Source organism: Psychrobacter nivimaris, from assembly GCF_904846365.1.
GTDB lineage: Bacteria > Pseudomonadota > Gammaproteobacteria > Pseudomonadales > Moraxellaceae > Psychrobacter > Psychrobacter nivimaris_B.
Window position 1 is genome coordinate 1 of the sequence record NZ_CAJHAL010000007.1, and the last position, 24492, is coordinate 24492.

The window sequence follows — 24492 nt, forward strand, 5'->3', positions numbered from 1 at the left end:
AAGGCCGTAGCGGCTGATTTAAAGGCCATTTACGGCGCTGATACCCTTGAGATGGCAGAGGCCAATCTTGAGCACTTTGATGAGACTTGGGGCAAAGATTACCCGCACGTGGTCAAGTCTTGGCGCAATAACTGGGAGGGCTTAACGGTGTTCTTTGAGTATCAGAAAGACATCAGAAAAGTGATTTATACCACCAATGCGATAGAGTCGCTAAACAGTGTGATTCGGACGGCAGTGAATAAGCGTAAGGTGTTCCCATCTGATCAGGCAGCATTCAAAGTGGTGTACTTAGCCACCCAGCAGGCATCCAAAAAGTGGTCGATGCCCATCCGTAACTGGACGTCTGCTTTGAATCGCTTTATGATTATGTTTGATGACCGTATAAGCAGGCATTTAATCTAAATGGCAGTTACACAGAATCTGGGATGGTCTCTATGGCTATGAGCATTTCAAATGCTCAAACTACAGTAAACTACTCTACAACGGCACTTTCAATCACAGCATCCAATATATAAGCATACTTTTCATCAGCAGTATCATCTTTAGTTAGCTCATTAGTCTCTGATAATTCATCGATGTTTAGCGGGTAGCGTTGTAAGCGTAACACCTCTTCGTGTTTGCTGTCATGCTGATAGCCATCGATCTCACCAACGAATACTCGCCACTGTCCTTCGTGAGTTTTAATACCTTGATCATTGTAGGTGATAGGTTTAACTTGTAGACACTGCTCAGAGTTACCTGCTTCGCAAGGTGCTGTTTCGGAGTTTACTGCCCAAAATACTGTTTCACCCTTACTGTTATATTTCGCTTGCGCAGTAAGCCTACCATTCCATACTAAAGTCACATCGTCGTCAGTAAACTGGGTCAATACTGGATTATCGCCTTGATCAATTTTGAACTCACTACTGCCCTGCATCAACGTATTCAAGGTGTTTTCTGCCACGTCCAAATCGCCACAAGACATCTTTGTACTCATACCCTCTTCAGTAGTTAAGGTATGCCCTTTTAATTGATAGCCAGCACTAATCGTATTGCAGCCTACGCTATAGCTTAGCGTGTCTTGCCCTTGATATTGGTTGAATGCAAGCGTTACCTGACTGTTGATATTCGCAAATTCAGCCATAGGTTGTTCATTGGCGTCGACTGCATTTGCTAACGTCCAACGATGATGAGATAAGGTGGTCGTCAGCTTGTCTTGAGCGGTTAATTCAACAGGTTCAGATTCGTCTGATGTAGGGCTCATACTAGATACCAGACCTTCACTTACGGCTGAGTCTGTCATCTCGCCAGATTCAGCATTCTGCGATGTATCATTTTCACTAGACGCCGCTTCTTTTTGACACGCACTTAGCATCAGACTAACTGCCATCATACTGGGTAATAGCAGTAATTTTAACGTTGGCTTATTTCGGCTACCTACCATATTACATACCTCTTAGTAAGCTTGTACAACTTATCTCGCGTACCATCTATATTTTAAAAAACCTATTCAAAAGAAGTCATAATTTAAAAACAGTCCTCTTTAATAAATAATTTAGAAACATAATTGATATAACTAAGCTAGATTAACCACTATAACCTTGGCACTATTAACCTATGTAACGAAATGTTGAATTTTATTATATTTCATAAAAAAACAGCTAACGATTGAGGTTAGCTGTTTTGCTTTATAGCGATTAATTTATCGGATAGGTTAATAGACAAATTTTATGATTTAAACTATTTTTCTAGGGCGTATCCTCATTTTAAAAATGGTGATAAAAATGAGATAAATGGCAGTCAAACAAGGAAAATAGCGCAGATAATATCGAGATATTAGTCAGCTATTTGACGCCATTTGGCAAGATTTAGCCATTTTTAACCCATTTAGATAACTATCGATTGAATTGAGGACACGCCCTAGAACCTTTTAGTCATTCACACTGGCAGGTTTGGCTTTAGCCATATTTTTAATACTGAAGCGCTCGTTCATCATTTGATAAAAACGGGCTAAGTTTTTGCCTTGCTCATTCGGATCAACCTTGAGCACTTTACCAAAATCTAAGCCCAAATATAGCACGATATCTGCAAAGCTTAGCTGCTCACCCACCAGATACTCACGACCTTCTAGGATTGTCTCAAAATACCCCATGGCTTTAACAGCACGAGCAATTGATGGTGCGACGAACTCTGGCACTTGCTCAACACGTTGTGCTTTAGATGGATGACTGTGCTGAAATGCGAGCATCAAGTTATACATCACCTCAAACTCTGCAACACGGCGCATAGAGCAAACTTGCGCACGCTGTACCACATCATTACCCATGACTGAACGCTCACCGTAAACGCGATCCAGATACTCACAAACTGCCTGAGAATCATTTAATACGGTACCATCATCTAAGGTTAAAACAGGTACGGTCTGCATCGGATTCATTTGCGTAAAGGCTTCTGACATTTGCTCATTTGCCGCAAAATCAATATCGATCACATCGACATCATCCATATCATCGACATCAATACCTTTTGAAGCCAATAAGATAAGCGCTTTACGCGGATTGGGCGCTGTACGGGTAATATATAGTTTTTTCATAGCAAACTCCTTGTAAGAATGATTGGACAGCGATTTAGTGCTGATACGCTTTATTATGGTTATTGTACTGATAAGCACAAATATTGATACGCTATACCACAGTTATAGCCTAATCTGACCATCATGGCAAAGCGTTATTAATCATAAAATAGAAATAAGTAAAGCCCCATAACCTTGAGTCATGGGGCTTTATTTAATCACATTTATACATCAGTCTAATTATTTGTTAGGCGCAGGTGTGGTACGTAAATAAGGCTTAATTTCGGTATGACCTTTAGGATAATTAGCAGCGATATCTTCGTTTTTCACGCTTGGAGGAATGATCACATCGTCGCCATCTTTCCAATCAACAGGCGTTGCTACGTTATATTCATCAGACAATTGCATCGCATCAATCACACGAATAATCTCATCAAAGTTACGGCCACAGCTGGCTGGATAAGTCAGTGTTAAGCGTACTTTTTTCTTAGGATCAATAATAAACACACTTCTGACCGTCGCTGTATTGTCAGCATTTGGATGAATCATGTCATAAAGATCTGCAACCTTGCGCTCAGGGTCTGCAATGATAGGGAAATTGACAGCAGTACCTTGGGTTTCTTCAATGTCACTTACCCAACCTTTATGATCTTCTAAACCATCAACCGATAGCGCAATTGGTTTAACATTGCGCTTCTGGAACTCACCGCCTAGTGCTGCGGTACGACCAAGCTCAGTGGTACATACTGGCGTATAATCTGAAGGATGTGAGAAGAAAACAACCCAACTGTCCCCTGCCCATTCGTGGAAACTGATATCACCATCAGTGGTTGTCGCGTCAAAATTTGGTGCGGTATCGCCTAAACGTAAATGTGCCATGCTTTATTCCTTAGCTATGTTGATGAACGCTTGTATCGACCCGTTGGCCGCGCGCTCTATTATTATCATCGATGTGCTCGCCATAAAAATGCAAAGCACATCCGTAAAACCTGACTTTATAGTAACAAACTGGTTATGAATGTCTTGTGACGGATTGTAATGCGGTTATTCCATTTACCTCTAAGCTGATGGACAAATTTTTTAATGAATTTTATGGACAAGCAGCTTTGATAAATAATTAAACCACCATACCTGCATCCCATAAGCAAAATTCGCACTATAATCATACTTAACTTTATATCTACACATAAAAAACCCCATCCCTAGCGTACTAGAAATGGGCTAACTTATAAACTACTATTGTTCAGTATTATTTCAAAATATCTATTTGGATAAGGATACTTTTCATATACTGAGTCAACATAAATTAAGCTGGCTTATAGCTATCACGCAAGCTAACGATTTGGTTAAATACTGGCTTATCAGTGCTGTGATCTTCGCTGTCGGAGATGAAGTAACCTTCACGCTCAAACTGGAAGCGCGTGCCAGCATCAGCATTGACCAAAGATGGCTCAACTACTGCATTTAGCTCAGTGAGCGAGTTCGGGTTTAGCGCTTGATGAACATCAGCGACGCCACTTGGGTCCTCAGCACTGAATAGCTGCTCATACATACGTACGGTCGCTGGCACACCTTGACTGGCTGATACCCAATGAATCACGCCTTTGACCTTACGCCCTTCAGGGTTATTGCCCAAAGTAGCAGGGTCAATCGTCGCTTTTAGCTCAACGACATTACCATTTTCATCAGTGATATGCTCAGTGACGGCTAGCACATAAGTGTTACGCAGACGAATCTCTGGCTTTTCTGGAGAAAGACGCTTGTAGCCTGCTGGCGGCTCAATCTCGTAATCACCTTGATCGATGTATAGCGTCTCGGTAAACGGAATCTCACGCTCACCCATATCGACGTTAGGATGGTTCGGCTGAGTCAACCAAAGCGTCTGCGTCGCATCATCAAAACGTGCATTAACGCTATCGGCTTTTTGCGACTCCCAGCTGCTGACCGCTTCTGCAAAGTTAGTAATCGTTACTTTTAACGGCTTAAGCACCGCCATGCCACGAGCCGTTGTCGTCTCTAATGATTGACGAATGCTAAATTCTAATAAGCGAAAATCAACGACGCTGTCTACTTTGGTTACACCCACACGCTCACAGAAGTCACGTAAACCCTCTGGTGTATAACCACGGCGACGCATGCCAGCAATCGTCGGCATACGCGGATCATCCCAACCACTAACGATATTCTCGTCAACCAACTGTTTAAGCTTACGCTTGCTGGTCAAGGTATGATCGACATTTAAGCGGCTAAACTCGTACTGATGCGGTGGTACATCAAAGCCAATTTTTTCAACTGCCCAATCATAAAATGGACGATGATCTTCAAACTCCAGCGTACACAATGAATGGGTAATGCCTTCGAGTGCATCAGAAAGCGGATGGGCAAAATCATACATGGGATAAATGCACCACTTATCACCCGTTTGGTGATGCGCTTGATGCATGACACGGTAGATGACAGGGTCACGTAGGTTCATGTTTGGGCTTGCCATATCAATCTTGGCGCGCAACACAGCTTTACCTTCTGCAAACTTACCTACTTTCATGTCGTTAAAAAGAGTCAAGTTTTCTTCAACACTGGCATCACGATGCGGTGACGCTGTGCCTGCCTCATTAAATGAACCACGGTTTTCTTTAATTTGCTCAGGCGATTGTAAATCTACATAGGCATCGCCCTGCTCAATCAACTGCACAGCCCATGCATACAACTGGTCAAAGTACCCTGACGCATGATGCGCATCCCCTGCCCACTCAAACCCTAGCCATCTCACATCGTTCTCGATGTTGTCGATGAAGTCTTGCTTTTCTGCGGTTGGGTTGGTGTCATCAAAGCGCAGGTTACAAACACCGCCAAACTCTTCCGCCACGCCAAAGTTTAGGCAGATAGATTTTACGTGCCCCAAGTGCAAGTAGCCGTTTGGCTCTGGTGGAAAGCGCGTCACGATTTGTGGGTATTTTTGCGCCTTGACATCATCACGAATGATATTGCGAATAAAATCGTTTTTTTGTTCATCTTTTTGTGCATTGTTGCTTGAGTGATCACTCATCGGGCATTGCTCCTAACGCAAATTGTCAGTTCATGGTGCGTGCCATCACGCATCACGAAACGTTTAAACTAAAGTGTTAAAATAAAACGAGAATATTAAAATAAAGCGAGAATATTAAAACTTAGATAGTGCTACCGCATTATCAAAATTTGTCAAAAATGGGTAAAGTTGCGTTATTCTATCAGGTTTCGCAAACGCATTAACAGCCTGATACATGACACGGGATAAAAAAGCCGTTAGACTAGCCATAACTTTTTAACCACCACTCACAATAGTGCTATTTAAGGCGCTGCAATCAAAAAGGAATATCCCATGGTAGACATGCCACCAGTAGTAGAACTAGACACCAATATGGGTGCGATCGTTATCGAACTCAACGAAGAAAAAGCACCAAAAACCGTAGAAAACTTTTTAAACTACGTAAAATCTGGTCAGTATGACGGTACAATTTTCCATCGCATCATTGATGGCTTCATGATTCAAGGCGGCGGAATGGACGCTGAGATGAATGAAAAACCAACCAATGCGCCTATCGAAAACGAAGCGGACAACGGTCTAAAAAATGACAAAGGTACTATCGCAATGGCGCGTACCCAAGATCCGCATTCAGCGACTAGCCAGTTCTTCATCAACGTAAAAGACAACGACTTCCTAAACCACTCTGGCAAAAATATGCAAGGTTGGGGTTACACGGTATTTGGTAAAGTAACAAGCGGTATGGACGTTATCGAAAAAATGCGCAGCGTACCAACTGGTCGTTTCGGTATGCATGCTGATGTGCCAAAAGAGCCAGTTGTTATCAACTCAGCAACCATCATTACTCAGTAATAGTCATTCAATAGCAGTTACTCAGTAATAGTTACTTAGCGATAGCTGTGAATGAGCGAGCATTTTCTAGTAGAGTTTATTAAATCATGCTCGCCATACGATAAGTCACGAGGATCAAGATAAATGCAAAGTTTTAATCACTTAATCACGACCCGCCCTCATCAAGTGCGGCAAGTATTGATTAGCGATTTGCATTTATCGCCTCAGGAGCCTGCCTTAGTGCAGGCTTTTTTGGCGCTATTAGATGACTGTCTCGCCCTGCCAGCGCTCAAACGCCTCTTTATATTGGGTGATTGGTTTGAGGTGTGGCTGGGTGATGATACGTATTTATCGTTGTCAGAAGACGGGAAGATAGCGCACTGGTTGACTCCACTTATCACCAAACTCAAGCAGCTACGTATCAATGGCTGTGAGATATTGGTCATGCACGGTAACCGTGATTTTTTATTGGGTCAGCCGTTCTGTAATCTGTTCGGTGGTGAGCTGATCAACGAACCGTATATTTTGCCTGTTGGTCAGCAGAATTACCGCTTAGAACACGGTGACGCACTCTGTACTGATGATAAAAAATATCAGTTTTTTCGCAAAATTATGCGCAATCGTTTAACTCAGTGGTATTTGCTTAATAAGTCATTAGAAAAACGCTTAGCCATCGCAGATAATATGCGCAAAAAAAGCCAACAGAACAATGCGAACAAAGCTGCGCATATTATGGACGTGAATGATAAAGCCGTACGTCAAGCCATCACTACTAGCGATGCATTATTACACGGACATACTCATCGTCCAGACATTCATCAGGCAACTAATGAGAAAAAGCGCTACGTGCTTGGCGACTGGCGATTGTTAGATAAAGATACGCGCCAGCCGAAAGTCAGTGCTGTGATTGGTGCAGTGACAGATAACGAGCATTCAAATGACAGCTTTAGTAGTAATGATGCTGGGTTTGAATTGTTTGAGTTTACAATGCTTGTTTGACTTGATCGTTGAACCTATCTAAAAAACAAAAGGGTCTGTTGAAATATCAACAGACCCTTTTTATTTTTTACTACAATTCTTTTACTACACTTTTAAATAGCTTATCGCTTGCCAGTTTTTTAAGGTATTAGCTTAAAGAAATGCTGACGGTAGTGCTTTAGCTCACGGATAGAGTCACGAATATCGTCTAAGGCTAAATGACTGCCACCTTTTTCGAAGTTCTTTAAGATATCAGGACGCCAGCGGAAACAAAGCTCTTTAATTGATGACACGTCAAGATTACGATAATGGAAGAAACGCTCAAGCTCTGGCATTTGACGCGCCATAAATCGACGATCTTGGCAAATAGAGTTACCGCACATTGGCGATTTACCACTATCAACCCATTTGTTTAGGAACTTGATAGTCTCCGCTTCGGCTTCTGCCAATGTCACCGTACTACGACGTACACGATCGACCAATCCTGATTGACCATGCTGCTTGGTATTCCAGTCATCCATCTTATTTAAGACTTGATCCGATACCTTAATAGCAAACACAGGCCCTTCAGCAAGTACATTCAAATCTTCGTCAGTAACGACAGTAGCAATCTCGATAATCTCATCGTTTAAGGTATCAAGTCCGGTCATTTCTAAATCAATCCACACCAGCCCTTTTTTGCCTTGATTTTTGATTTTGATCTTGTTGGGATGGTCGCCGGTAGTCATACAATATCCTATGGTCATTAAATTTTGGGACAGTTTTAAACATAATTTAAAAAACGTATTACGGTTGAATACTCATATTCAGGCAGCATTGTCATGCCCTGATTGATTCAAAAAATCTAGCAAGCAGCTAAAATATTACAAAACCACTGTCTGCCGCAGACGCTTTAGGCTGTATGTTAGCAAATTTTCACGCTACACTTAGCAATATTTTTATAATAGGTCAAAAACCCATGGCATTAATCCGGCAACGCAAACTGACTAAACAACAGATTCGTCGCATCGACAAGCAGCAACTGTCCAATCAAGATAGTATTGATGACAGTTTGATGGATGGCGTGGTCATGGCGCATTACGGTAAGCAACTAGAAGTACAAGTCACTAGCCTGCCAGCTGTCATACCTGAGCAGCCAGAGATTGCGCCTGATGATCCTGAGCCGTTCTGGCAAACGCTTGAGTTAAATGATATTTGGCGCTGTCATGTGCGTACCAATCTACCGATGCTAGCTGCTGGTGATCAAGTACGCTGGAATGCTGACTCAAATACTGGCTTTGGACGTATCGAAGCGGTCAAACCGCGTACATCGCTGGTTTCTCGTCCTGACCGCTATCATAAGCTCAAACCTGTTGCCGCCAATGTTGATATTTTGGCGATTGTTTTTGCGCCATTGCCTGCCGCCGCGCCAACGCTGATCGATCGCTATCTCGTGGTATGCCATCATGCAGGTGTCAAACCACTATTGGTACTCAACAAAGCCGATTTATTGGCAGCAGAAAACGGTGTGGATACCAATGAGTTATTGGCGCAGTATGCCGCGCTTGGTTATGAAAGCGTTCTGACTTCGGTGGACTGCCCTGAAAATATCGCTGAGAGCGATGAGCAAGAAGGCCTTGATGAACTAAAACGCTATATAGATAAAAAGCTGGTCATCTTCGCGGGTCAATCTGGCGTCGGCAAAAGCAGCTTAATCAATGCCCTACTTCCTGACTCTGGACAGAGCGTCAATATCATTTCGCAAAACTCTAAGCTCGGTCAGCACACCACGACGACCAGTAGACTGTTGCCATTCAATCCAGAAGATCTCACCCAAGGCGGTATCGTTGATACACCAGGGATTCGTGAATATGGTATTTGGCACCTTACCCCTGACGATATTATTTCAGGCTTCGTTGAGCTAGCACCATTGGCCGGTGATTGCCAATTCCGTGACTGTCGCCATACTCACAACAGCAAAGGCTGCGCACTATGGCAAGCAGTCGCTGATGGTGAGGTATTGCAGCGCCGCGTTGAAAACCTCGTTACGCTACGAGAAGAGGCAGATACTAAGCCTTATTAATATTTGGCTTGTTAGTGTCCGTCTTAGTTAAAAGCGGTCATGTGAGTAAATACTTTTATTAGGCTGAGAAGATCCATAGATAGGTACAATAACCGCCCAATTATTGCCCATGTCATCGCCCGTTTACTATAGATGACCTTATCGGTATAATAGCGCCTTGTTCGATATCATTGGGCTGTCTTCTCAGCTTAATAGAACACTTATTTTTTTGGAGGTATGGTTTGGATCGTGCGCTGGAATTTGTGGGCAACCACCCGTTTTTATTTGGTATATTAGCCGTACTTGCTATACTGTTTTTTACGATTGAAAACAAACGTAGCGGTAGAAAGATATCGCCTAACACGCTTGGCATGATGGTCAATTCTCAAAACGCGCAATTGATCGATATTCGCGCTAAGAAGAAGTTTGAATCAGGCTATATTCAAGGCAGCCGTAACATACCGTTCACTGACATCAAAGACCGCTTAGAAGAGATTCGCGCGATTGAGCAACCAGTGATTATCATCTGCGACATGGGCGTCCAAGCAGGCGCTGCGATTCAGATGATTGGTAAAGATAGTGTCTATCGCTTAGAGGGCGGTATTGGCGGCTGGCAAGGCGCTGGCATGCCATTGGTTGGTGTAAAAGACGCCAAAGCAAAGGCTAAAGGTAAAACAAAACCAAGTCTAAGCAAGTAATAGACCTGTATAGGCGCTTAAGTGAAGCGTTTATACACATCGCTTAGCCGATGTTTATGCGACCTGACTAACGTTATCAACGCTATAAAAAAGACACCTTTTTATCAGGTGTCTTTTTTTGTGGTTTATTTTTTATGTTCTGTTTATCATGTTTTACAGCACTAAAATACGTTTTGAGCCAAAACGGCTTGAATTTGTTGTGCTTATCCCCACTTTAGTAATGAGCATCACCGAATGCATTTTTACTTTACTCATTGATAACAGACTATACCAACGCTTTGACTATGATAATTTATCATGCTCTTTATAATACGTTTGTTATCCCATAAATTTATAAATAAGGATTTACCATGACTGTATCTGTAAAAGTTTACACTACCCCTATCTGCCCATACTGCTCAAACGCCAAACAACTACTAAAAACCAAAGGCGTTGATTATGAAGAAATCGGTATGCACGATATGAGCAGCGAAGAGCGTCAAGCGCTGATGAAAAAAACCAATAACTACCGCACTGTGCCGCAAATCTTCGTTGGTGAAACCTTTGTCGGTGGTTTTGATGAACTTAACCAAATGAACCAGCAAGGCAAACTTGACGAGCTATTGGCAGGTTAATCTGCTACCTTTCTTTACTGTCTGTCTTTATTTATGTAAAGATAGACAGTGGCACGTTTTAATAGAGTAGTAAGAAGTAATGATAAAAAATATCGAGACAATACCAAAAAATAGTCTCGATTTATATTACAATGAACGTTTATTAAAATGACGATTTGCCCAATCATTTGATTTAATTTTAGAGGATTTACCATGGCTGAAGAACAAGCACAACCACAATTGGCACTAGAACGCATCTACGTAAAAGACATGTCACTTGAAGTCCCAGGCGCTAGCGTATTCACCAAAGAGTGGAACCCAGAGCTTGATATCAATTTGTCTAGCAACGCTGAAAAACTAGATGACGATCATTATCAAATCATCCTAACTGTGAGCGTTACTGCCAAAAATGCGGAAGAAGCAGCATTTATCGCTGAAGTGCATCAAGCAGGTATCTTCTTACTAAAAGACATTCCAGAAGATCAAATCGGTCAAATCCTAGGCGCATACTGCCCTAACGTGTTGTTCCCATATGCTCGTGAAGTCATCAGTGATATCGTGACGCGTGGTAGCTTCCCACAATTGCTACTAGCACCTGTGAACTTTGATCAAGCGTATGCACAGAGTCAGCAGCAAGCGCAAGTTGATGCTCAAGGTAATGCATAAGCATTAATTAAAATATATGAGCTCTACCAGTCGTATATTTGATAAAAGGCCGTTTACTTATAATGAGTAAGCGGTTTTTTTGTGGGTATGTTTTATGAGGCATAAAATTATCAGCCATAAAAAAACCCTGCTATTAAACAGGGTCTTCAATGACTACATCGACTGGCTAAATCAATTAGCTAACCTCGATAGTTAGCCTTTTAGTGCAGACAAAATTTGCTGCTTAACGTCATCGATACCTTGCGTACCATCAAACTTGTCATAGTTAGGCGCATCACCGCCTTCTTTAGCTTTGTCTTGGTAAAAACCAACCAATGCTGATGTTTGCTCATGATAAGTAGATAGACGGTCACGAATAGTCGCTTCTTGGTCATCTTCACGCTGGATGAGCGCTTCACCAGTGACGTCATCGATGCCTTCAACCTTTGGTGGATTGTGATCGACATGATAAACACGACCTGAACCTGGATGCTGACGACGGCCAGACAAACGGCTCACGATTTCGTCATCAGGTACGCTGATTTCGATAACATGGTCGATAGCAACATCAGCGTCTGCAAGTGCTTGCGCTTGAGGAATAGTGCGCGGGAAACCATCTAGGATACAACCATTCACGCAATCAGGCTTAGCGATACGCTCTTTCACTAGGTTGATAATGAGGTCATCAGAAACCAAACCACCAGCATTCATGATATCTTTGGCTTTTTTGCCAAGCTCGCTACCTTCTTTAATTGCTGCACGTAGCATGTCGCCAGTTGAGATCTGTGGAATATCATATTCTTTAGAAATAAACTGGGCTTGGGTACCTTTACCGGCGCCTGGTGGTCCTAGTAAAATAATACGCATCATTACACGACTCTCCTTAATAGATAGGATTTTGGGATTAATAAAACTCTGGGATTAGTTGTTTGCAAAGCTACCTTACCTTGTGGCCCTGCAAAGCTCAAGTATTTTCATTATTGATGTGACAAGTTGGCATGACTTATCTGTTCATACATGGTCAATTCAAGATAAAAAGCAGCAGTATTGACTGCGTTTAGAGTGCCCATTTATATATCTGGGTTACCTTTATATCTCTTTTAATCAAGTCAATCATAACACTGCTGCTCGCGTCCATACTGAGCAACAGCGTCTATATAATAAATACCATTAGCGTCCAGTATTTATATTACTACTATGGCTATGGAACTTGCTGATTTATTTCCACGTTGACCTGATTTTGTTCTGCGCTGATAACCACTGGATTACCCGAGAGGTCGCCTGACTCTGCGGTAGCATTGCCACTATGACTGATACGAGCGATGACCGCTAGCTGTACTTTATCAGAACGAGCCGACCCTAGGGTACGCTCTGGCATCATAGCATCAAGATCACTTAGGCTAATAACCGCTTCGCCTTGTTTGATATTGCTAATCGGTAGACGCTTCGCAGCAAATGGTGGACCACCTTTCACGTCACGTATCGCTACAAACAGCGTATCGTCAGCTTTTACCAATGGTAACAGACTAGCATTTATTTTGACTGTCACTTCGACGCCTTCAGAGGCTTGCTGCTGCTGCATCACCACATTAGCGCTAAGCTCATCTAGACTTGATAGCGCTTGCGTATGATCGCCTGGTTTGGCCGCGATACTGTCACGCAGACGTTTAATCCAGCCTTGCGCTTGATCGAAGTTACTAGCACGGGCTTCACCCATCGCCATAAGCATTTGTGCGCCCTCATGCTCTGGGTTTTTGGCCAGTATGTTTTCTAACACTCGGCGGCTATTGGCATCTAACTGACCCTTATTAGCAAAGAAACTAATCTGCGCATAAGTGGTCGCAATCTCTTCGTTATCAGGTGATAGACGATAAGCGCGCGACAAAGCCTCTAATGCCGAATCAGTCGCCTCTAATGACAAGAACAGCTCCGACAGGCGCATCCAGCGATTGTAGTCACTGGCATGACGATAGACGTTAGTCTGCATGGCACTAATCAGCTGATTACCATCTTCAATTGCCCAAGCCGGTGGCTGATCGATTCTACCTGTTAATAGATCGTCTGCCACTTGACCGACTTTGTCCTCAGCAGCCCATAGCTCAAATACAGGTGTGCGATCACCGACCATCAGATATGCCATGGCCGTTAATACAGGCACCCAAACCATAATAATCAATCGGCTTTTGATACCTGGCGTGACCATTGGTGACACTTCACGCTGAGCATCCAAAAGCTGACGTTCAAGCTCAAGCTTCTGGTTTTGATAGTGATGGTCATCAATGATACCACTGTCTTTGTCTGTTTTCAGCTCTGCTAGTCGCTCACGAAACACAGCAACGTTGATATCCAGCAGTTGATTGTCCACAGGCATGCTATGCGAACGCGGTGCTCTTAACCACGGCTTAATGGTGATAACACCCAATAAAAGAGCGACAAGTAAACTTAGCGCAATAAATAAGCCAACAGTAGAAAATATGGTCATTTTTTGCCCCCAAGGCTTGTAGTGTCGTCTTTGTCATCGTTATTGGCTCGTGACAATAAGCGATCAAGTTCTGCTTTTTCAGCGGCAGACAACGCTTTGACATGGTTATCTACTGCCACACCACTCTCGCCACTGGCGACAAGCTGACGGCGTTTACTTTGCCAAAACCAACCGACCAATAAAACGATCAATAACAATGGTGGGAAAAACCATAGAATCCATGTTGAAGGACGTACTGGCGGCTTATAACTGATAAAGTCGCCATAACGCTCTTGCATATAGGCTCGAATTTCGCCATCACTACGCCCATCTTTTATCAAATCATAGGTTTTTTGCTTTAAGTCTTGGGCAATTGGCGCATCAGACCCTGCCAAATTCTGGTTTTGACATTTTGGGCAGCGTAGCTCTTCGATAAGACCACGGTACTGGGCTTCTTGTTGCACAGAATCAAAATCATAGACATCAATGGCAGCAAAGCTTGCCATGCTCAATAGACAAGCGATAAACAAGCTTGCTAATTTTATGATCGCATTTCTTATTTGGTAGGCCATCATTTGCACGCCTCCGCAACTTGGCTTGGATCTGGACTGACACCATTATTACTAGCGTCATTGAGTACCATCAAGCAAGGCGTAATACGACTTTGCCAATTGCTCTCATTGATCTCACCGATGATATGCTGACGAATAATCCCATCCCCATCGACGATAAAAGTCTCAGGTGCACCAGTCAGACCTAAGTCAAGAGCGAACTGTCCTGACAAGTCCTGAATAGACATAGAGAACGGGTCGCCACCGCGATTCAAATACCCTAATGCATCACCAATATCATCTTTGTAGTTTACGCCCACCAAGTTAACACCGCGCTCTTCTAGCTTCATCAAAAAAGGATGCTCAATGATACAAGTTGGACACCAAGAGCCCCAAATATTCATGAGGAATGGCTTATCTGGCAAGTTGTCATTGGTCATGATACGACTGGTATCTGATAATAATGGCAGCTCAAAGGCAGGTACTGGACGCTCAAGTGCCGTATTGGTTACGATATCAGTCGGTTTGCCCAAACGCATATAGAGCATGGCGACCAAACCAATAAAGATAACCAGCGGAATCAAAAACCCAATTTTAAGTTTTTTCTTACTTTTTACTTTATTGCTGCTCGCAACTTTAGGGTCTTTGACAGCCTCTTGCTGAGCTTTTCTATCAGGTTCATTGTTTGAGGTAGTCATATTAACGCTCCCCTATCTTTGTAGCTGACGTATCCAAATCTGCAACCGTCGCAAAGCCTGATTTTTTGGCCGCGATTTGCGCAGGTGTTTTGGTTTTTTTGATACGGTAACGATTGTCTAGCATGCTGAGCAAGGCACCGAACGCCATGATAAGCGCACCCAACCATATCCAGCGGATAAGCGGTTTGACATAGATACGGAAAGCCCATTCATTGCTATCTTCAGCAATTGGCTCACCAAGTGCTACGTACACATCACGCATCAGATTGGCATCAATCGCAGCTTCTGTCATCGGCATCATACTGATAATATAGTTACGCTTTTCGGGATATAACGTGGTCACTTCTTGACCGTCTTTGCTGACTGTTACTTCTGCTTGCGTGGCGTCAAAGTTACTGCCTTTTACTTCACTAAAGCCTTTTACGGTGAAGTCATAGCCTTGCACATTAACACTATCATTAGGCCCTAATGCCACATCGCGCTCAATGCTCAACGTGCTGGTAAATGCCACGCCGATGACCGCAATGATGACGCCGATATGAGCGGTTTGTTGACCCCAATAGCTCAGACGCAACTGACGTAAGCCATTTAAACGACTTGGTGCATTTTTGGTCTTGTCTTTGAAATCGACAACCATCCATAACAACACCCAAAAGCTCACCGCCAATGTGACACCGATATTTAGCATCGCTGATGGACTAGTAAAATAGGTGATAATGGCAGCTAATACCAAACTGCTTACCGCGATAACCATGCCAGCACCCAATAACGGGCGGCTGTCTTGTTTCCAGCGGATATTAGAGCCCATACCCATCGCCACCAGTAGCAGCCATGTCAACGGCACAAACAGGGCGTTGAAGTATGGAGGGCCAACAGATACCTGACCTAAATTAAAGGCATCAGCAATAATAGGATATAGCGTACCAAGTAGTACCACTAAGGTTGAAATGAGAATAATAACGTTGTTAATCACCAAAAATGATTCACGTGAGATAAGTCGATACTGACTCTCGACCGTCAAACGCCAACCACGTACAGCAAACATCAACAGACCACCACCGACGATGATACCGAGGATGACTAGAATCACTAGACCACGCGTCGGATCAGCGGCAAATGAATGCACTGACGTGATAACGCCTGAACGTACTAAGAACGTACCAAGCAAACTAAGCGCAAAAGCAAAGATTGCAAGCATGATTGTCCATGCTTTAAACACACCGCGTTTTTCGGTGACAGCAAGTGAATGCAGTAGCGCCGTCCCTGCCAACCATGGCATTAATGAAGCGTTTTCTACTGGATCCCAGAACCACCAACCGCCCCAGCCAAGCTCATAATAAGCCCACCATGAGCCAAGCGCGATACCGACTGTTAAGAACCCCCAAGCAGCCAATGCCCATGGACGCGACCAACGTGTCCATACCGCATCCAAACGCCCTTCCCACAGTGCTGCCATACAAAACGCAAATGGCACAACCATACCCACATAGCCCATATAAAGCATCGGCGGGTGAATGATCAGACCGAAATCTTGCAATACAGGGTTTAGATCCGCGCCATCAACAGGTAGATTGGGTAACGTACGATCAAATGGCGATGAGGTAAAGATAAGCATCGCCAGCATCATCATCTGCACGCCTGCTAGTATCACCAGCACTCGCGCACGCATAGACAACGGCAACCCACGGCTGAAGTAAGAGACCAGCGCACACCAAGTGGCCATGATGGTCATCCAAAGCAGCAGCGAGCCTTCATGCCCGCCCCATGTCGCCGACAGCTTGTAATACCAAGGCAGCAATGTATTGGAATGCTGAGTGACATAGACGAGACTAAAGTCGTTATAATAAAAGCCTGCCATCAGCGCAGCAAATGAGGTAATCATTGCCGCAAATTGTGCCCATGCCAGACTTGGCGCCAAACGCTGCCAAGCGACGTGGTCACGCATGACGCCAATGGTTGGTAGTACCACCTGCAAAATCGCCAATATAAAAGCGGCCAGCAAGGCAAAATAACCCAATTCTGTGATTAACATACGGTCTAACCTTGTTTACCTTGGATACAATTAAGGGTTCACCGATGGCATTGCTAGCCACTGGCAAACGCTAATAGTCCTTTATGCGGTCATAGTTTACGGTTAAAAACTGAGGTTTCAATTGCTGTAGAAGCACATAAAACCCGCTACTATCATTGTGACGTACCAATATGAATGATTGATACAAAATGCTTATCTGTTGTTAACTTTACATTTTTTAGTTATTCAAAGCTTATTCAATACAGCCGTTCATAACTAATTAAAAATAATTATTAGTGCATTATTGCATTGAGGGGAAAAATACTAACACTAAATGCAACCAACCTGCTAGAAAACCAGTCAAACCACCCAAAACAATCAACGTCATCTCATCCTCTCGGAAAGCTGGACGTAACAGATTTTGAAACTCATTTGGCGTGAGCGCACGTATTCTATCGCGAAACAGACCGAATATCTTACTGGCTCGGCTTTCATTTAGCTCAGGATCTCGCAGTGGTACCATTGTTGCGACAATAGACTTGTCGATAATGGTATTTTTGAGTTGTCCATAATCACGGCGACCCAATCCCACACGTAATGTCGTACTAATCACTGGTGACTCTAGCACCGTATATAGATGCGATTTCATCAAATCACGGGTTTGCGCTGAGCGATCGCCATACATCATTTCATTCATGATGTTTTCTAAAGTGACCAAATCCTTTACCACAATTTCAGCAAAAACCTCAGAAACTTCCTCTTGGCGCTTCATGAAGCCGCCTTGCAAACGATACTTTGCGATATGCGGTATGACGGGTTTGATAAATGGAAAGCGACTCTGCACCGTAAACAACTTCAAATAAGGTATAAAGTGCGGCTCTACTGGATTAAATACCATCCAAATGGCAATCCAATTGGTGAGAAAACCCCAAATTGCGGCAAAGAACGGTACGGTCCAATGCTGCGGCACCACCAAAAATATAAACATCTGGATAATACCAAATACCAGACCAATCAAAGCACTAATGTGCCAGATAAAGTCTATCTCTTTTTGACCAACCTTGAGAAACATATTGACCATCAAGCGACGATCGTTTTCCATCGTGTTGACAATCATTTTGCGCATATCGACCAAGTCTTCGACATGATAAGTCAAATCTGTCACAAGCGACTGCATAATACTGGGTAGCTCTTTATGGGCTTGCGCATAGACACGGCGCTTTAGGGCGTAAGGCAGATTGCCCCACAATGCTGGCGAGTGATCCAGCATAATCTCATCAATCAACGGCTCAAGGTTTTTGTCCACCGTATCAGTGACAAATATCGCCATTTGCTCAGGCTCCATCGCCTTAAAAAACTCATCAAGCGACCCGAGTTTTGAGAGCGTCTGGTCAACGATAACCCCTGATATCTTGCCCGCTTTGCGCGGAACGATACCTTGCCAACCGATACCTGGTAACCCAAAAAATGGGAAGTTTGGAATACGAATACCCCAGAACTTAACCGGATAAAACAGCATCTTGAGCGCCATCCACACGTGTACCCAAGTGACGAATGCCGTCACTGGTGGAATGGTCAGCATGGCAAAAAACTCTGGGTGTTCAGCTATCGTCTGCCATAATGAATTTACGTCCATGACTTATCTAGTCCCTGACAGGTTGATTGTCGTTGCTAATATTGTCGCTACTGATAACGAGACTTTAGCAAAATGAGAACGTTTCAAAAGACGCTCCGCCCATAATAACTACTATAAAATAAATCGCCTGATTTTAGCATACTTGCCATTTATTAGCACATATAGACCAGCGGCAAGTTGTGACTAAAGATGACATGGTTGATATCGTCTGTTAACCAATAAAAACCTAAATATAAGCAAGTGCTTGGTCAGTAGATAATCAAGACAAAATATATGACTGAGTACTGCGTCTGCTCATTTGTTCTGTTATAATTTGTAGTGCAATAACAAAGACTACCTGCGTATAAATGACTGCATAACGTTTTCACCCCATACCCTTCTATGTGATTGAAACCATTTGCATTATCTTTTAGACTCACCGCACTTTGGTTAACCAACCTGCCCTCTTATTTTTCTTTTATTGACTCACTGACCGTTTGGGCTCTGATCTTCTATGAATAAACCGATAACTCCCAATACCGAACAGGTCAACAGCACCTTTACCAATCGTATTATCATCTTTGGGATTATAATATTGATTGGTTTGGGCGGTTTGATAACACGTTATGGGTATTTGCAAGTCTACGCTCATGATCAGTACACAACGCAAGCCGATAACAACCGTATCAAACTGATATCTGCGCCGCCTAGTCGTGGGTATATCTATGATCGTAACGGGGTAATACTGGCAGACAATCAGCCAGTCTTTACAGCGATGCTCAGCCCTGATGAGGTCGAAAATCCTGAGCGCACGTTGCATCTGCTTGCGCCGATTTTTGATTTAACCGATACAGATATTACTGATATCTTGGCGCGTCTAAGTAAAAATAAAAACGACCCTGTGACGATTAAAATCGATTTAACAGAAGCACAGTTGGCTCAGTTTAGTGAGCGTAAGCCGTTTTTCCGCGGCGTCTCTATCCAAAGCAAGCTTACACGCTCTTATCCTTATGATGAGCTGTTTGCCCATGTCATCGGCTATGTCGGACGTATCAATGACAAAGAGTCAAAGCGTATCGATAAAGACCGTTACGCTGGTACTGACCTAATTGGTAAGATTGGTATCGAAGATTACTATGAAGATATTTTGCTTGGGCAACCGGGTTATCAATCGGTAGAAACAGACGCACATGGTAATATCTTACGCCAGCTGGATACCAAGCCGCCGATAGCGGGTAACGATATTACGTTGAGCTTGGATTATGGTTTGCAAACCATCGCCCAGCAGCAACTTGATGGACGCCGTGGTGCAATCGTTGCGATAGACCCAAAAAACGGTGACGTCTTGGCATTTGTTAGCAATCCAAGCTACGACCCTAACCCTTTTATATCAGGTATTTCTTTTAAAGATTACGACGATCTGCGTGAAGATTTGGATCAGCCACTGTATAACCGTGCCCTCCAAGGTACCTACCCACCTGGTTCTACTATCAAGCCATTTGAGGGTTTGGGCGGTATTCATTATGGTCTACGTGATTGGAACAGTACTATCTATGACCCTGGTTATTTTAGCTTACCTGGTGATACGCATCGATTCCGCGATTGGAAACGCGGCGGTCATGGCACGGTAGATCTGAAAAAATCCATCGCGATGTCGGTCGATACTTATTATTATAAGTTGGCTTATGAGATGGGCATTCAGCGTCTGCATGACTGGATGGTACGCTTTGGTTTTGGTGAAGATACTGGTATTGATTTACCTAACGAAAAATCAGGCATCATGCCATCGCCAAAATGGAAAAAAGACACTTACGATAAAGACTGGCTACCGGGCGAAACGATCTCGGTCAGTATTGGACAAGGGTATTTCTTGGCCACACCGCTACAGATTGCCAACGCTACGGCCATGACAGCCAGTAAAGGACAGCATATTACCCCGCATTTATTAAAAAGCAGTGATGGTGCTGCGGAAGTCAAAATCATCACTAAGCCAGATGGCAAAATCGACTATAACGGTAAGCCGTCCGACTGGTTGCGTATGCATGATGCGATGGAAAGCGTGGTAGAAAACGGTACAGGACGCGGTATCTATACCCCGCGCTATCGTATCGCTGGTAAAACAGGTACTGCACAGGTGAAGTCTATCGCGCAGGGCAAGCGCTATGACAAGTCAGCAATCGATAAGCGCCACTGGGATCACGCTTGGTTTAATGGTTTTGCGCCAGTAGAAGACCCGCAGATTGCCCTTGCAGTATTGGTTGAAAATGGCGGCGGTGGTAGTGCTGTTGCAGCACCTATTGGCCGTGCTCTGTTTGACTACTGGGTATTACAACGTAAGACAGATCCTGTGCTGCCACCTTCTGCTGATGAGCTAAAAGTCATTAAACGCCAAAAGGCTTTTGAAAAAGCCATGCGTGATGCCATTCGTGATAAAGAAGCAAAAGCATTGGAAGAGAAAGAAGCCGCGGAAGCTGAAGCGGCAGCAGCGACGTCTGAGTAACTAGACGTTTAAGTACTTAATAGTATAAAAAGCAAAACCTAGCAAAGAATTGGTAAGCGAGACACAATAATGAAAAAAGCCTCAAATGGACGCGCACCAAAGAACAACCGTAAGGCGAAAAGTGCGGCAGTGGGTGATGTGCGCATCATTGGTGGTCAGTTTAAACGCCGTATTGTAAGTTTCATCGATGCAGATGGCCTGCGCCCGACCCCAGATCGCTTGCGGGAGACTTTATTTAACTGGCTACTCGCTGACATTCATGATGCCCATGTACTCGATAGCTGTGCTGGCAGTGGCGTACTGGGGTTTGAAGCGCTATCTCGCGGTGCGGCCCACACAACATTTATCGAAATCAATCCAGCACAAAGCAACATGCTACGTCAGAGTGCTGAGCAATTACGTCTTGAAGCTGCTGCTTATCAAATCTTCACTGGCACTGCTGAGCAAGTATTACGTCAAGAGCATCTGACTGCACGCCCCTTTGACATCGTATTTATCGATCCACCTTATGCTCAGGATTTATGGCAGCCTATTTTGACTGCGCTTATTACCAATACCTTAATAAATACTAAAACACTAATTTATTTAGAAGCTGATAAAGATTTGGCAGCACAGCTTAAGCAATTGGAAGCGTCACTAAATGAGAATTTAGACCCTCAATCGAGCGTTACTCAGCAACTAATCGCTTTTGAATGCTTGAAACAAACCAAAGTCGGACAAGTTGTTGCTGGACTTTATCGTCTATCATCGTCATAATTGTCGGGTTAATGAAAGCCGTTAACATATTTTACAAATGTTTAGAACCGCTAAAAACTGGCCGACGCTGCAGTTTAATGTATATAAGGCGAAAATAAACCCCAATGCAGCTTGCAAGCGTAGGCGCTACTGCTTATAATGTGCAGTCTGTTTTTTGAGAGCCCCGTTCCCAGCTAAACTCTCAACGAATTCTAATTTTAAGGTTTTATCATGAAAACACTTAGTGCAAAACCAGCTGAAGTGACCCATGACTGGTATGTCGTAGATGCTGACGGCAAAACCCTTGGTCGCTTAGCCACTCAAATCGCAACTCGCTTACGTGGCAAGCACAAGCCTTCTTTTACTCCGCACGTTGATACTGGTGACTTTATTGTTGTCATCAATGCTGACAAAATCACGGTAACGGGTAAAAAAGCACAAGACAAAAAGTACTATCGTCACAGTGGCTACCCAGGTGGTATTAAAGAAACCAACTTCAATAAGTTGCTTGCACATAAGCCTGAAGATGTTCTACACAAAGCAGTTAAGGGTATGCTTCCAAAGGGCCCTCTTGGCTATGCGATGATCAAGAAGCTGAAACTTTATGCGGGTACTGATCATCCACATACTGCACAGCAACCTAAAGAACTAGACATCTAAGGATATACTTATGGAACGCAATTACGGAACTGGTCGCCGCAAGACGTCTACTGCTCGTGTATTTTTATCAAAAGGTACTGGTAGTATCGTTGTTAACGGTAAGCCACTTGACGAATACTTCAGCCGTGAAACTTCACGCATGGTTGTACGTCAGCCATTAGAACTACTAGACTCTGCTAACGCATATGACTTATATGTAACTGTTGCAGGCGGTGGTATTAGTGGTCAAGCTGGCGCAATCCGCCACGGCATCACACGTGCATTAATCGAAGCTGACGAAACTTTGAAGCCTGCCCTAAAAGCAGCTGGTTTTGTTACTCGTGATTCACGTCAAGTTGAACGTAAGAAACTGGGTCTACGCAAAGCACGTAAACGTCCACAGTTCTCAAAACGTTAATCAAAACTCTCTCTTATCTTTTTGCTGCTGTTGTCTTTTTCTCAGAGCTTCAGTAGCAAAGTTAAATAAGAGTCTGGTTTTGCAAAACCTTATAAGCTGGTCACAGCTTATAAGGTTTTTTTATGCCTACTGATAGCACTTTAATTGTCTTAATCAAACCAGCTTTGTCTTACAGCGATAATTAACATGAGTGCCTTGTTTCGACACTACAAAGTAGAGCGTCTGTAGAAATTCTAACTTGCAAAGCATTAAACGCTACCCCATCATATCAGTAACTTTTTATTATTAGCCATGATGCCTCAAACCGTGCTGCAGAAGGATATTATGAAAGCGCCAGAACAATTCGACCCTAGCAAGCCATCTGCCAATAGCAGCGTGCCGCCTAGCATGAAACAATCGGCTAAGTCGCCTGCTATACCTGCTGGCACACCGACGATTACTCAAAATCATAAGCGTACAGCGCAAGCAGATAACAAGCCATTTCAGTGGCAGTTTTTATTACCAAAGAATTGGGGCATTTGGTTATTATTCTTAATAATGCTACCGATGATATATCTGCCGTTACGTTGGCAGTTTTGGCTAGGTCGTAAGCTTGGTATATTGATTTATAAAGCTGCTGGCTCACGTAGACGCGATACGCTAATCAATCTTAAGTTGGCATTTCCAGAAAAGCCTGAAGCTGAACGTGAACTAATGGCTAAGCAAGTCTTTGTCAATCAAGGTATTGGTGTGTTTGAAACATTATGCGCTTGGTTCAGGCCAGATGTATTTACTAGAACTGTTTCCATTTCAGGGTTACAGCATATTGTTAATGCGCAAAATGAGCAGCGACCAGTTATCCTGCTAGGTGCACATTATACGATGCTAGATTTGGGTGGCCTATTATGTGCGCAGTTTTTCCCAGTAGATTGTATGTATCGTACACAGAACAACCCTCTATTAGACTGGTTTATTTATAATGGTCGTACCAATATTTTTGGTAAGCAAATCTCTAGTCGTGATATGCGAAGCTTAGTTACCTCTATCAAAGCGGGACACGTCATCTGGTACTCTCCTGATCAAGATTATGGTCTCAAGCAAGGTGTCATGGCGCCATTCTTCGGTGTGCCAGCCGCAACGATTACTGCATCGCGTCGCATGGCGAAACTGGGTAGCAAAGCACAGCCGCCAGCTGTCATGGCACTGCATACTTATCGGCAAACGCCTGACAACTTGCCGCGCGGTAAACGTCCCCATTATCATTTAACAATTACGCCAGAATTAGACAATTATCCAAGTAAAGATGAAGTCGCTGATGCTACTCGGGTCAATGAAGTCTTAGAAGGGCTCATTCGTATTGATCCCACTCAGTGGATGTGGTTCCATCGCCGCTTCAAACATGGGCCAAACGGTCGTACCGATATTTATAAGTAAGCCTTTATTCCCAAAAATATTGGTGAAGTTTGCTATACTTTGCGGCTAATATTTTGCATTTTAGCTATGCACTGATAATAATTTGATAAACA

23 protein-coding genes are annotated in these 24492 nt (G+C 43.5%); 12 read left to right on the forward strand and 11 right to left on the reverse strand.

What is annotated here, in order from left to right; all coding sequences use genetic code 11:
- Positions 1-402, forward strand: a 402-nt coding sequence (locus tag JMX63_RS04615) for a transposase (RefSeq protein ID WP_201571253.1), incomplete at its 5' end; no start/stop codon positions are given.
- A gap of 70 nt (positions 403-472) precedes the next feature.
- On the opposite strand, the gene JMX63_RS04620 is transcribed toward JMX63_RS04615, so the two are convergent.
- The 4 genes from JMX63_RS04620 to JMX63_RS04635 form a co-directional block, all read right to left on the reverse strand.
- Positions 473-1423, reverse strand: coding sequence for an META domain-containing protein (locus JMX63_RS04620; RefSeq protein ID WP_201571254.1), 951 nt, complete (start codon positions 1421-1423; stop codon positions 473-475).
- A 486-nt stretch (positions 1424-1909) separates the two neighbouring features.
- Positions 1910-2572 (reverse strand): glutathione S-transferase family protein, encoded by a 663-nt coding sequence (locus JMX63_RS04625; RefSeq protein WP_201571256.1) that lies wholly within the window; start codon positions 2570-2572, stop codon positions 1910-1912.
- A 219-nt stretch (positions 2573-2791) separates the two neighbouring features.
- Positions 2792-3430 carry a peroxiredoxin gene (locus tag JMX63_RS04630; protein WP_201571258.1) on the reverse strand — a complete coding sequence of 213 codons (639 nt, stop codon included), beginning with the start codon at positions 3428-3430 and terminating at the stop codon, positions 2792-2794.
- Positions 3431-3857: 427 nt separating this feature from the next.
- Positions 3858-5597, reverse strand: a complete 1740-nt coding sequence (locus tag JMX63_RS04635) for a glutamine--tRNA ligase/YqeY domain fusion protein (protein WP_201571260.1) — start codon at positions 5595-5597, stop codon at positions 3858-3860.
- A 312-nt stretch (positions 5598-5909) separates the two neighbouring features.
- Between JMX63_RS04635 and JMX63_RS04640 the strand changes: the two genes are divergently transcribed.
- Together JMX63_RS04640 and JMX63_RS04645 are read left to right on the forward strand one after the other, a co-directional pair.
- Positions 5910-6425: a peptidylprolyl isomerase gene (locus JMX63_RS04640; protein WP_201571262.1), complete on the forward strand. Its 516-nt coding sequence runs from the start codon at positions 5910-5912 to the stop codon at positions 6423-6425.
- A 123-nt stretch (positions 6426-6548) separates the two neighbouring features.
- Positions 6549-7403 carry a UDP-2,3-diacylglucosamine diphosphatase gene (locus tag JMX63_RS04645; RefSeq protein WP_201571263.1) on the forward strand — a complete coding sequence of 285 codons (855 nt, stop codon included), beginning with the start codon at positions 6549-6551 and terminating at the stop codon, positions 7401-7403.
- A gap of 119 nt (positions 7404-7522) precedes the next feature.
- Here the strand turns inward: JMX63_RS04645 and orn are convergent, their stop codons facing one another.
- Positions 7523-8110: an oligoribonuclease gene (orn, locus tag JMX63_RS04650; protein WP_057760984.1), complete on the reverse strand. Its 588-nt coding sequence runs from the start codon at positions 8108-8110 to the stop codon at positions 7523-7525.
- Positions 8111-8340: 230 nt separating this feature from the next.
- Here orn and rsgA point away from each other — a divergent pair, with 230 nt between their 5' ends.
- From rsgA to secB, 4 genes are all read left to right on the forward strand, one after another.
- Entirely contained in the window at positions 8341-9444 is a 1104-nt protein-coding gene (rsgA, locus tag JMX63_RS04655; RefSeq protein WP_201567344.1) for a ribosome small subunit-dependent GTPase A, read from the forward strand.
- A gap of 221 nt (positions 9445-9665) precedes the next feature.
- On the forward strand, positions 9666-10121 hold the full coding sequence (locus tag JMX63_RS04660) for a rhodanese-like domain-containing protein (protein ID WP_201571264.1): 456 nt from the start codon (positions 9666-9668) through the stop codon (positions 10119-10121).
- A 350-nt stretch (positions 10122-10471) separates the two neighbouring features.
- Positions 10472-10735, forward strand: a complete 264-nt coding sequence (gene grxC, locus JMX63_RS04665; RefSeq protein ID WP_021813631.1) for a glutaredoxin 3 — start codon at positions 10472-10474, stop codon at positions 10733-10735.
- A gap of 192 nt (positions 10736-10927) precedes the next feature.
- Positions 10928-11380, forward strand: a complete 453-nt coding sequence (gene secB / locus JMX63_RS04670) for a protein-export chaperone SecB (RefSeq protein WP_057760989.1) — start codon at positions 10928-10930, stop codon at positions 11378-11380.
- A 192-nt stretch (positions 11381-11572) separates the two neighbouring features.
- Here secB and adk read toward each other — a convergent pair whose 3' ends face one another.
- From adk to JMX63_RS04700, 6 genes are all read right to left on the reverse strand, one after another.
- Positions 11573-12226 (reverse strand): adenylate kinase, encoded by a 654-nt coding sequence (gene adk / locus JMX63_RS04675; RefSeq protein ID WP_179798483.1) that lies wholly within the window; start codon positions 12224-12226, stop codon positions 11573-11575.
- Between the two features lie 334 nt (positions 12227-12560).
- Positions 12561-13841, reverse strand: a complete 1281-nt coding sequence (gene ccmI / locus JMX63_RS04680) for a c-type cytochrome biogenesis protein CcmI (RefSeq protein WP_101206371.1) — start codon at positions 13839-13841, stop codon at positions 12561-12563.
- Positions 13838-14395, reverse strand: coding sequence for a cytochrome c-type biogenesis protein (locus JMX63_RS04685; protein WP_406947816.1), 558 nt, complete (start codon positions 14393-14395; stop codon positions 13838-13840). The genes ccmI and JMX63_RS04685 overlap by 4 nt, the downstream gene beginning before the upstream one ends.
- Entirely contained in the window at positions 14392-15069 is a 678-nt protein-coding gene (locus JMX63_RS04690; RefSeq protein WP_201571265.1) for a DsbE family thiol:disulfide interchange protein, read from the reverse strand. Before JMX63_RS04690 ends, JMX63_RS04685 begins: the two co-directional genes overlap by 4 nt.
- Before the next feature lies 1 nt (position 15070).
- Positions 15071-17101, reverse strand: a complete 2031-nt coding sequence (locus tag JMX63_RS04695) for a heme lyase CcmF/NrfE family subunit (RefSeq protein WP_201571266.1) — start codon at positions 17099-17101, stop codon at positions 15071-15073.
- Positions 17102-17381: 280 nt separating this feature from the next.
- On the reverse strand, positions 17382-18716 hold the full coding sequence (locus JMX63_RS04700; RefSeq protein ID WP_101206367.1) for a hypothetical protein: 1335 nt from the start codon (positions 18714-18716) through the stop codon (positions 17382-17384).
- Between the two features lie 493 nt (positions 18717-19209).
- Between JMX63_RS04700 and mrdA the strand changes: the two genes are divergently transcribed.
- From mrdA to JMX63_RS04725, 5 genes are all read left to right on the forward strand, one after another.
- A complete protein-coding gene (gene mrdA / locus JMX63_RS04705; RefSeq protein WP_201571267.1) occupies positions 19210-21195 on the forward strand; it encodes a penicillin-binding protein 2 in 1986 nt (661 codons plus the stop codon).
- A gap of 69 nt (positions 21196-21264) precedes the next feature.
- The gene (rsmD, locus tag JMX63_RS04710; protein WP_102093745.1) at positions 21265-21951 is read left to right on the forward strand and encodes a 16S rRNA (guanine(966)-N(2))-methyltransferase RsmD; all 687 of its coding nucleotides are present in this window, start codon (positions 21265-21267) and stop codon (positions 21949-21951) included.
- 210 nt (positions 21952-22161) lie between these two features.
- Positions 22162-22590, forward strand: a complete 429-nt coding sequence (gene rplM, locus JMX63_RS04715) for a 50S ribosomal protein L13 (RefSeq protein WP_057761004.1) — start codon at positions 22162-22164, stop codon at positions 22588-22590.
- A gap of 10 nt (positions 22591-22600) precedes the next feature.
- A complete protein-coding gene (gene rpsI, locus JMX63_RS04720) occupies positions 22601-22987 on the forward strand; it encodes a 30S ribosomal protein S9 (protein WP_021813618.1) in 387 nt (128 codons plus the stop codon).
- 324 nt (positions 22988-23311) lie between these two features.
- Positions 23312-24400: an LpxL/LpxP family acyltransferase gene (locus tag JMX63_RS04725; RefSeq protein ID WP_201571268.1), complete on the forward strand. Its 1089-nt coding sequence runs from the start codon at positions 23312-23314 to the stop codon at positions 24398-24400.
- Positions 24401-24492 lie beyond the last annotated feature (92 nt).

Bases quoted from the DNA above. Each gene is read 5' to 3' on its own strand.
- JMX63_RS04620 (WP_201571254.1), bottom strand. From the start codon at position 1,423: ATGGTAGGTAGCCGAAATAAGCCAACGTTAAAATTACTGCTATTACCC.
- JMX63_RS04625 (WP_201571256.1), bottom strand. From the start codon at position 2,572: ATGAAAAAACTATATATTACCCGTACAGCGCCCAATCCGCGTAAAGCG.
- JMX63_RS04630 (WP_201571258.1), bottom strand. From the start codon at position 3,430: ATGGCACATTTACGTTTAGGCGATACCGCACCAAATTTTGACGCGACA.
- JMX63_RS04635 (WP_201571260.1), bottom strand. From the start codon at position 5,597: ATGAGTGATCACTCAAGCAACAATGCACAAAAAGATGAACAAAAAAAC.
- JMX63_RS04640 (WP_201571262.1), top strand. From the start codon at position 5,910: ATGGTAGACATGCCACCAGTAGTAGAACTAGACACCAATATGGGTGCG.
- JMX63_RS04645 (WP_201571263.1), top strand. From the start codon at position 6,549: ATGCAAAGTTTTAATCACTTAATCACGACCCGCCCTCATCAAGTGCGG.
- orn (WP_057760984.1), bottom strand. From the start codon at position 8,110: ATGACTACCGGCGACCATCCCAACAAGATCAAAATCAAAAATCAAGGC.
- rsgA (WP_201567344.1), top strand. From the start codon at position 8,341: ATGGCATTAATCCGGCAACGCAAACTGACTAAACAACAGATTCGTCGC.
- grxC (WP_021813631.1), top strand. From the start codon at position 10,472: ATGACTGTATCTGTAAAAGTTTACACTACCCCTATCTGCCCATACTGC.
- secB (WP_057760989.1), top strand. From the start codon at position 10,928: ATGGCTGAAGAACAAGCACAACCACAATTGGCACTAGAACGCATCTAC.
- adk (WP_179798483.1), bottom strand. From the start codon at position 12,226: ATGCGTATTATTTTACTAGGACCACCAGGCGCCGGTAAAGGTACCCAA.
- ccmI (WP_101206371.1), bottom strand. From the start codon at position 13,841: ATGACCATATTTTCTACTGTTGGCTTATTTATTGCGCTAAGTTTACTT.
- JMX63_RS04685 (WP_406947816.1), bottom strand. From the start codon at position 14,395: ATGATGGCCTACCAAATAAGAAATGCGATCATAAAATTAGCAAGCTTG.
- JMX63_RS04690 (WP_201571265.1), bottom strand. From the start codon at position 15,069: ATGACTACCTCAAACAATGAACCTGATAGAAAAGCTCAGCAAGAGGCT.
- JMX63_RS04695 (WP_201571266.1), bottom strand. From the start codon at position 17,101: ATGTTAATCACAGAATTGGGTTATTTTGCCTTGCTGGCCGCTTTTATA.
- JMX63_RS04700 (WP_101206367.1), bottom strand. From the start codon at position 18,716: ATGGACGTAAATTCATTATGGCAGACGATAGCTGAACACCCAGAGTTT.
- mrdA (WP_201571267.1), top strand. From the start codon at position 19,210: ATGAATAAACCGATAACTCCCAATACCGAACAGGTCAACAGCACCTTT.
- rsmD (WP_102093745.1), top strand. From the start codon at position 21,265: ATGAAAAAAGCCTCAAATGGACGCGCACCAAAGAACAACCGTAAGGCG.
- rplM (WP_057761004.1), top strand. From the start codon at position 22,162: ATGAAAACACTTAGTGCAAAACCAGCTGAAGTGACCCATGACTGGTAT.
- rpsI (WP_021813618.1), top strand. From the start codon at position 22,601: ATGGAACGCAATTACGGAACTGGTCGCCGCAAGACGTCTACTGCTCGT.
- JMX63_RS04725 (WP_201571268.1), top strand. From the start codon at position 23,312: ATGAAAGCGCCAGAACAATTCGACCCTAGCAAGCCATCTGCCAATAGC.